Genomic DNA, 7,213 nt, shown 5'->3' with positions numbered 1-7,213 from the left:
GCACCTGGCACCAACTTTCAGTACAAAACCGGAGATTCCAACGTTGCCGGCATCTTGGTCGCAAACGCCGTCGGCAGATCGCTGTCGGAGTATCTCTCGGAAAAGGTGTGGCAGCCCTTTGGAATGGAACAGGACGCGTTCTGGATGGTCAACTCCGNCGGCCGCGAATACGGCGGCTTCGGGCTGATTATGACGTTGCGCGACTACGCCCGAATTGGGCAGTTTATGCTGGAANGCGGCAAGGCTGGCGGACGGCTTGTACTGCCGTCCGACTGGTTTGCGGAAGCCACCACCGCACACGTGACTCTGCCGGCTACAAGTCTGGGTGCCNTCGGGTACGGCTATCACTGGTGGATCTATCGCAACGGCTACGCGGCCTTGGGCCATTCGGGACAGGCCATTCACGTGTTTCCGGATATAACGTGGTGATTGCCATCAATTCAGCTTGGTATGAGCCCAATCTTCCGGAGTACGGACAAGCACAAGATGCGTTTGTCAAAGCGCTCAGAGAGGCCGTTGTGGCGCTGCCATCCTGCCAGTCGCGCGACGTTTGACGAGGGCTCAGAATATCGCCGGCGAAACGGCCTGAGCCGTGGCCAGCAAACAGGGAACCACTGAAGCAAAGGTTCAACTGCATGAAGGGCGTCGGCATTGCCCTTGTACGGCAGGCCTCTTGCAGGGCCGCTCCCGTCGCAGGTCCATACTGATCTTGCTGGCCGTGGAATAAGGCGGCCCGCCGCCCTCCGGTGATCTCGCTCCCAGATGCATGATGCCGGGATCACCATCACGCAATCCTTTGACGCGACTGGAGAGCGCGCACGAGCCTTTGACGTCGATACCTAGCAAAACATTGAGGTCAGAAGCTGAGATTCGTTCAATCTGTCGCGCTGTGCAGGTTTCTAGTTTTGGTTGGCTAGTGCAGGTTGTGGCTACAATTGCTTGACGGCTCCAATCGCGACCTCCGATCTCACGACCGCACTTGTGAATGCGTTATCAATGTCCCTCTAAAGCGCGATGGCATTAGAGCATTCGCCGAGCTGAGAGAATCGAAAGGAATTCCCAAATCGGCGCTAAGCTGATTCGAGCTGCTTGCCGGGGCTGGAGGCCGGCAGGCATGTCGAAGGCTCTTTCGCTGGATCTTCGGTTTAAGGTTCTGCCGCGGTGAAGGCGAGTGCATCGCACCGAGAGAATTCTGTTGACGGGATCTATTCTGACGTGCTGGAGGCAATTGACCTCCTTCGCGACCACAACGGACGCTGAGTTCTTTCAACACAGCCTCGATCCGAGCGTCGCAGGCAAATGCTTTCTGTTGGTACGTGTCGTAGAGAGCGAGTGCCTGTTCGAGGATGAACAGATGCTCAATGCGGTAGTTACCTGCCAGCGCTTTCTCGATCGTCTCGACAGTGGCGTGGCAACGATCCCGCATGCGCGCCAGCACTGCTGGATTGCGCTCGCCGGCAAGGATCGCGCGGATAATCCGTAGCCCGGTCGAATCGGTAATATCGGTCACGACGTGATGGAGCTGCACGTTCATTTCAGTTAACGCCTTCTGCATGTGTTGGATATGAGATGCCCCATACTCCAGCAGACGCTCACGTTGACGCAGGTAGGCACACAATTCGGCGATCTGACCTTTGGGCCCAAAGCTTGCGCGCAACAAACCGAAGGAGTGAAGCCGCTGCGGCCACTGCGCATCACTGCCATCGGTCTTGCGTCCGGGCACATGCTTGGCATCGCGCGCATTGACTAGGAACACCGCAAAGCCACGAGCGTCGATGAGCTCAAAGATCGGGATCCAATAGGCGCTGGTTGACTCCAGTCGACGCCGCACTCTGCAAACCAGTCAACCAGCCGGTGCAGATCAGTTGTGAAGGTACCGAAGCTGCGGACCGGCTCAGGCGTCCGATCTGCATTCACGGCGGCCATGTGCATCGTGGCCCCGACGTAGATCGCGGCCGCATTTGGATGCACCACCGACATCGTGCGGCGGTTGTTGTTCCTCGAGTTGTTCCGACCCATTGCCAATCCTCCCGTTGGGCTGCGCTTATGATCAATTTCCTAAACGGGATCGCCTGACGGCGTCACCACTCTCACGTGCGCAACAACCCATGGACCATGTTTTTTTGCGGGCTAACTCGCACCAAAAAGCTGTCGGCCGCTTCCCTTCCTTCACGAAGATAGACATCAGCCGTTTCTACGCCCACAGGCGGACGCTGTCCTAGATGGTTTTTTTGAAGTTAAGCTTCGAGTCATGTACGAAGTCCCACTCCCGAGCTCGCGATTGTTTTGGAGAAAAGAAGAATGGCTGACGTCGTCACCACCCGCCGCAAAGGACAATGATCGGCACCTTCTTCCTGAGAGCCAGCCCTGTCTCGGTAACCTTTACGCGCTGGGTTAAGCGAAAGTGTGCAAAGGAGACGGCCGCAGCCGAGTCCAACCCTGCGGCCGCGCCGCTGCGCCTTCCTGCGCAGAAATCTTTTTCGTGCGAAGACGTGCGGCGAAAGCACTAATCTTAGGTGGAGAACGAGATTTTTGAAGGGAACAGTCGAAACCCTTCTTTTTTTTGCGCGGTCTACCGCTGCGAAATAGTCCCGTTCTCGCTCCGTCGCAGAAAGGGCGAGACAATCGGTCCATCGCCGGGGGTGTTCGCAACCTTCAGCCAGGTGGTCGCCACATCACGGCTTCGTGCGAACCAGACATTGTCGTGCTTTCTGATATAGCAGATGAGTTCGCGCAGCGTGCGGATGCGTGATGGTCTGCCTGTTACTTGCGGATGCATGATGAGATTGAAATAGCCGCCCGATATATAGGCTTCGTCGAACTCCGACTTCCAAATGGAGAGCACATGATCATTGGTTGCCATCGGCCGGTGGAACTTGATGCTGGTCAAAAGATACAGAGTGTCATCCATGTGCCACGGCAACTCGACGACACCGGGGCTGCCGTCGCTCAGGACGTGCCGGTAAGGTTCGATGTCGTCCAGCATGGTGCTATCGTAGATGAAGCCTCGTTCGGTCAGAAGGGGGATTAGATTCGCACTCGTTTCTCCTGAAGGACCGCGATAGCCTACGGGCGCAACACCGATGACGCGCTTGATGGAGTCGATGCCCTTTTCAAACTCCTCGCGTTCCATCTCCAGATTGGTTGGATCAATCGATTTGTGTAGGTAGCCGTGGTGGCCGATTTCATGATTGGCCCTTACGATCTTCTCGATGACATGGGTTCTGTTGTCGACGACCCAGCCGGGCACGAAGAAAGTGGCCGGGAGCCCTTCGTCCGCAAGCAGTTCGAGGATCTTGGGTGCGCCTACCTTGGCGCCGTAGGTGCCCAGAGAAAGCGTGCCGGGACGATCAACATTGGTCGGGTCGCGCCCGAGCCACAAAGTTTCTGCATCGAAATCGAAAGTGAGATTGACGGCAATCTTGGCGCCGTTCGGCCATGGGATATTTGGCATGTCCTGTCTCCAGATGCCGGCTGCTGATCGTGACCGGGGCAACTTCCTTGTGCTATGGATAATGTAGCGTCTGCCCGCCTGTATCGGTTGACGAACCAGTTACACCCTTCCATTTCCGATATAGCGTGCTTCGAGTCCGATATAGCGTGCTTCGAGCGAACTTGACGCTAAAGAATGCAACAGGCTTCGAAAACTACCAGGATCGAGAGTTGAATTTGCAATCCCGGAATGCATTATCGCGAATCGGCCTGCGGGCAGAAACGGGCACGCGGAAAAACGTCTATAGATTTAAGATCTGCTAATCGATACAACATAGATCAATTTTGATCTCAACTGTGGGACTTGCAACGTGCCGTCGCGACTAGACGGCTTCAGCGAATATCATTTTGGGATCAAAAGATCACATCCAGGCCCATCTGCGATGGAGTGACAGCATGGCCAAGACTATCGCCTTTCACTTCAGGTGTGTCTCGTATTGGATTTCATCATTGCGCTACCGCCATCCGTCTTAGCTAGCGCGTAGCTTTTTATCGACCGCGCCGGCATCCGGTTCGCGCCGAAACGCATGCAGGCGATGGTGGTGATTAACCGTCTGGATGTTCGGGCACACACGGTGTCTTCTTTACTCCAAACCGCACGAAACTATTCGGCGCAATCGCTAATCAAGACGGCTGACCTGTTCTCGTCGGTCGGCGAGCATGGCTTAGGGCCGCGATTAACAGCAGGTTAGCCATTGGAGCACGCTTGACCTCTCTGAGGCAGAGCTGCGCTTGAGTCCGCATGCGCGACCATTACCAAACCAATTATCGGTGGGCAGTCGGTTGAGAGATTGTTTGTCCCTCGAGTCGAGCCTCACGACATGATTCCATGTAGACAGGTAAGAAGACAATATCCACTTCCGAGGCGCGGAAACGAGTCGGGGGCTGGCCTCGCCAATGTTACTTGAGCGGACGAATCGGCGCTGATGCAGTCGGCCGGGCAGCGTTGGCCAGCAGTATCTATTGGTTAACTTCACCTTCCGCATCGGCTTGCTGGCGGCTGCCGTACGGACCCCTCGCAGCGCAGGACTTTGGGCAGATAATCTAGCCAATCGGCTTCTCCGAATATAGGTCTCGGTGCCATTGGGATCTGGATCAGTTTATCATCGGGACGACCGTCAACGCCGAGCCCCTCGTCCTACATTTCCAGCTGCTGGCGAGATCGTGACCGGCAGCCTTCCCTTCTTATAGCGGTGTGTCGACGACGACGCATCTCGTCACCGATTATCAGCCCGCCTGACCGGCCCTGCCACATCAGCTCGAGAAGACCGGCGAGCAGTCGGTCCATCGCACAGGAACTCTGCCGCGGTTGCCAATACCGGCCAACAGCCCTTTTCAGGAATCGACCACACTATTCCTCACCACAGTAGGTAGTGCCTTGATCCGTCGGTGATGGTGTACGATCAACTACTGTCTTGCTATACAGGCAGGCTATGAGGCAGCTCGGATGGGACAAGGGCAGCGTTGAAAAAAATGTGGGAAATTCGTCGCACGTCCTACGCTTCCGGCTTTCATGCCCTCTTCTGCCGCTTCGCAGGCAACTGCCACTTTGCAGGCAAGGAGCTGGAGGGGTACATGCCGCCTGGTTGCCACACGGAAAGGGGCCAGCCCCCATCCGAAGGTGTTACAGCAATAAAGTTGCGGAGCTAACAGCGCGGCCGAATCGTGTTCGGCACTCACAATGTCATTGATTACGCAGCGAGCGCCGAGCTGGATAGGGGGCTCTGCGTTCGAGTCCCAGTGTCCCAGCTCGTACGCATTGCAAGCAGACACGCCCCCGTCTCTCGCATCGCGAGATAGATCAGATCATCACACATCACAACGGAGCCCTCGATGGGAATGTTGTCGGATCCGCGGGTGGTCGAAATCGGCAGCTCGGCCGCAACCTGCTACTGTGCGCGGCTGTTTGCCAACTTCGGTGCCGAGCGTCAGTAGGCCTGGCCATTTACCGCGGGCTTATCGTCCTCCGTTTGCCTGGGGCGAGTAGGTATGCTCTTCGCAGCAAGTATCTTTGATCGCGCAAGCCACAATCACTGCAGTCGCCGCTAGCCATAGTGAACGATGACATTCCGCCCAACATCTCAGAATGATCTTGTGAGACCATCACGAGCAAGATCGTTATTCACGTTCTCACGGTGGCAGTCCGACCTCGGCGATCGTCAGCGCACCGCTGCAGAGCTAAAATAAGCACTTCGATACGCACGTCTGTCTGACTCCAAACAAGTCTGGGTCGACCTCGGATTGACACCCTAATCATAATCAGCTGGGACTCCAAAACCTGAATAGCTTCAGCTTGGGATCTACATGAAGGCCTTAAGCGGCTCCTCGACGTCCTCGAGTGCCGGCGCGTAGAGAATGCCGCTCCCTCGGCGGCGATCTCATCTAGGCGCTCGGGTAGAGCGCCAACAGATTACGGTCACGCAGTGCCATACTGGTGCGCCACCCCTAGGATAATCATCGTACGAATCTCGCACTATGATGAAAAAGTCGAGCCCCCCAACCCACGGCTCTCGAGCAGAGAGAGCAGTCGTTGGTACTCTAAGCGCCCATACTCTTCAATCGCGAGCAATAATTTTCTGCTCCGCAGGCAATGGGCCATTTAAATCAGCCACGCCATCCTGCTGCTGACCCTTCCCGATCCCCACCGGCTCGGCGACCGCTCAGTTGGCACTGAAAGCCCATTCAGTTTTTCCGAGGCAAGACGGGGCACCTTGGTCAGAGTAGATGTGCAAGGCAGAATCAAAGACTGCTAGGCTTGGTAGGTTCATTGCTCCCGGCTCTCAGGTAAGTGAGTTAAGACACTTTGAAAGACAAGAATGCAACATAAATCCCGCCAAAACGCCGCGCGTTCCGGTCGCTATTCCGAGCAATTTGACACGTGTGCTGTCCATTGAAGCATCTACCTGCCGAGGAGACCACCATGGGTGGAGCCAATAGCGAGTCACCTGAATTGCAGGCTGTCGCAGCCTTAGAATCAAACGTCCGCTCGTACTCACGTTCGTTTCCGGCTATTTTCAGTCGAGCACGCGGCTCCATTATGGTAACTGATTGTGGTCGCAAGGTCATTGACTTCTTTTCTGGTGCTGGAGCGCTGAACTACGGACACAACAATGATGAGATCAGAGCTGCGATTTCTGATTATCTCGCGTCTGATGCCGTGATCCACGGACTTGACATGGCTACTCCTGCAAAGCTCGAATTTATGGACACGTTCAACTCTATTATACTTCGACAACGGGGTTTGCGATACCGGTTCCAGTTCACCGGGCCAACAGGTGCGAATGCTGTTGAAGCAGCTTTAAAGCTCTCTCGCAAAGTCACAGGACGTCAAAATATCATTTCATTCACACGCGGATATCATGGACTGAGTTTAGGGGGCCTTGCCGCGACCGGTAATCGTTTCTATCGCGCGGCCAACGGCGCTTCCTTGTCCGGCGCAACTTTCATGCCCTATGATGGCTATTTTGGGCCAGCTGTTGATACGGCTGACTACCTGCGAAAGGTATTGATGGACGAGAGTAGTGGCGTCGATCATCCAGCTGCCATTCTTCTCGAAACTGTCCAGGGAGAAGGAGGAATAAACGTAGCTCGCNAGGAATGGCTGCAATCAATTCAGGCGATTGCAAAGGATGTGGGCGCCCTTTTCATAGTTGACGACATCCAGATGGGCTGTGGTCGCACAGGCGAGTTCTTTAGCTTCGAGTTCGCAGCATTGTCGCCG

The 7,213-nt window shown here is 55.6% G+C and carries 4 protein-coding genes; 2 read left to right on the top strand and 2 right to left on the bottom strand.

All coding sequences use genetic code 11. The features are described from left to right. Positions 1-429 (top strand): serine hydrolase (locus YUU_RS0145195; RefSeq protein WP_027528038.1); only part of this gene is annotated, 429 nt, incomplete at its 5' end. Between the two features lie 538 nt (positions 430-967). Here the strand turns inward: YUU_RS0145195 and YUU_RS57970 are convergent. Continuing rightward, positions 968-1,831: a transposase gene (locus YUU_RS57970; protein WP_245288324.1), complete on the bottom strand. Its 864-nt coding sequence runs from the start codon at positions 1,829-1,831 to the stop codon at positions 968-970. A 741-nt stretch (positions 1,832-2,572) separates the two neighbouring features. Next, entirely contained in the window at positions 2,573-3,454 is an 882-nt protein-coding gene (locus tag YUU_RS54410) for a polysaccharide deacetylase (protein ID WP_063621863.1), read from the bottom strand. Between the two features lie 2,958 nt (positions 3,455-6,412). On the opposite strand from YUU_RS54410, the gene YUU_RS54405 reads away from it, so the two are divergent. Continuing rightward, the coding region (locus YUU_RS54405) for an aminotransferase class III-fold pyridoxal phosphate-dependent enzyme (RefSeq protein ID WP_198031971.1) at positions 6,413-7,213 on the top strand (801 nt) is incomplete at its 3' end.

Origin of the sequence: Bradyrhizobium sp. Ec3.3, from assembly GCF_000472925.1 — a bacterium.
GTDB lineage: Bacteria > Pseudomonadota > Alphaproteobacteria > Rhizobiales > Xanthobacteraceae > Bradyrhizobium.
Note: the sequence above shows the minus strand (reverse complement) of the source record. Positions and strands in the feature narration are given on the sequence as shown.

Coding starts and splice junctions, on each gene's coding strand:
- YUU_RS54410 (WP_063621863.1), bottom strand. CDS start 3,454: ATGCCAAATATCCCATGGCCGAACGGCGCCAAGATTGCCGTCAATCTC.